The organism is Candidatus Aminicenantes bacterium (assembly GCA_026393855.1).
In the GTDB taxonomy this organism is placed as follows: domain Bacteria; phylum Acidobacteriota; class Aminicenantia; order Aminicenantales; family UBA4085; genus UBA4085.
In genome coordinates, this window is the sequence record JAPKZJ010000040.1 from 1 (window position 1) to 1,695 (window position 1,695).

The window sequence follows — 1,695 nt, forward strand, 5'->3', positions numbered from 1 at the left end:
TCGACCCGGCCGTCCGCAAGCAGGCCGAGAACGGCATCCGCCAGCTGACCATCTGAGGAAGACACCCCGTGAAAAAACATTTCGCCGTCACGATCCTCTTAGCCGCCGCCCTGGCGCTTCCGGCTCTGCTCGCCGGGCCCAGGGACAAGGAATACAAGTTCGAAGCCAAGGAAGACATCCGCAAGTCGTTCAAGCTTGTTGACCCGGCCCAGCCGGCGGAGCTGCTGATCGACAACATCTTCGGCGGCATCGACGTCCAGGCGGCCGACGTCGCGACCGTCGAGGTCTCTATCCGCAAGACGATCAAGGCCGTGGCCCAGGACCGCATCGCCAAGGCCAAGGCCGAGGTCGACCTCAAGATCACCCAGAAGGGCAACACCGTCGACCTCTTCGTCGACGGTCCCTTCCGCGACGAGGAGCGCAAGCGCCGCGGGGCCCGCTGGAACGACCCCGGCTACATCGTCGTCTACGAGTTCAGCGTCAAAGTCCCCCGCCGGACGCGGTTGGGGATCAAGACGGTGACCGAGGGCGACGTGGCGGTGCGCGGGGTGGAAGGCGCCTTCGACGTCTCCAACGTCAACGGCAAGGTGACCCTGGACGGCATCGCCGGCTCCGGCGAGGCCGACACGGTCAACGGGGACCTCAAGGCCGTCTTCACCCGCAACCCCGGCGCGGCCTGCGCCTTCACCACCGTCAACGGCGATGTCGACCTGTCCTTCCGCGACGGGCTGGCGGCCGACCTGCGGCTCAAGTCCATGACCGGAGAAGCCCTGTCCGACTACGCCGTGACGTCCCTGCCGGCCGAGCCCGTCAAGGTCGAAAAGCGCGACGGCAAGACGGTGTACGGCCGGGGCGGCTTCACCGGCGTCCGGGTCGGCAAGGGCGGGCCCGAGATCCGCTGCGAAACCCTGAACGGCGATATCCTGATTCGCAAATCCAAATGAAATCACTTAAGGAGATTCCCATGAACAAGACCCTTCTTCGCGTCCTCATCCCGGCCCTGCTGCTGGCCGCGGCCGGCATCGCCGGGCTGACGGCCGAATCTGCCGCCCCCGAGCGGCTGGTCATCCCTCTCAGCAAGCCAGGCCAGCCGGCCACCTTCGAAGCCAACGTCATGTTCGGCTCGGTCAAGATTTCCGGCTACGACGGGAAAGACATCGTCATCGAGGCTACCGCTCGGGCCAAATCGGTCGTCAAGAACGACTTCGGGCCGGCCCTGGCCGGGATTCCCGGCATGCCCGCTCCGGCCGCCCCCCCCTCGAGCGGCACCGCCGCCGTCGTCCCGACACCGCGGCCCGCCCGGGCGCCCCAGGCTCTGGCCTTTTTCGAACGTGAGGACGAGAAGTCCAAAAAGGACAAGCAGGCCAAAGCCGCCGGCCTCAAACCCGTGCCGCTGGCCGGGTCGGGCCTGACGGTCGAGGAAGAGGATAACGTCGTAACCTTGGAAGTCGAATCCTGGCGGCAGGCCTACGACTTGGACATCAAGGTCCCGACCGGGACTTCGCTCAAGATCGACGGCGCCAACCTGGACAAGGTCTTGATCGAGAACGTCAGCGGCCAAATCGAGATCGAGTCCGCCGGCGGCGGCATCAAGCTGACCAACGTGTCCGGTCCGATCGTGGCCGAATCGGCCAACGGCGACATCGAAGTCGTCTTCAACCGGGTGCCCGCGGGCAAGCCGATGTCCTTCGTCAC

General features: G+C 66.0%; 2 protein-coding genes. Both read left to right on the forward strand.

The genetic code is table 11. The annotated features are described in order from the left end of the window. Positions 1-68 precede the first annotated feature (68 nt). Complete coding sequence (locus NTZ26_05000; protein MCX6559853.1) at positions 69-944, forward strand: hypothetical protein; 876 nt, start codon at positions 69-71, stop codon at positions 942-944. 20 nt (positions 945-964) lie between these two features. Continuing rightward, a partial coding sequence (locus tag NTZ26_05005) for a hypothetical protein (protein MCX6559854.1) occupies positions 965-1,695 on the forward strand: 731 nt, incomplete at its 3' end.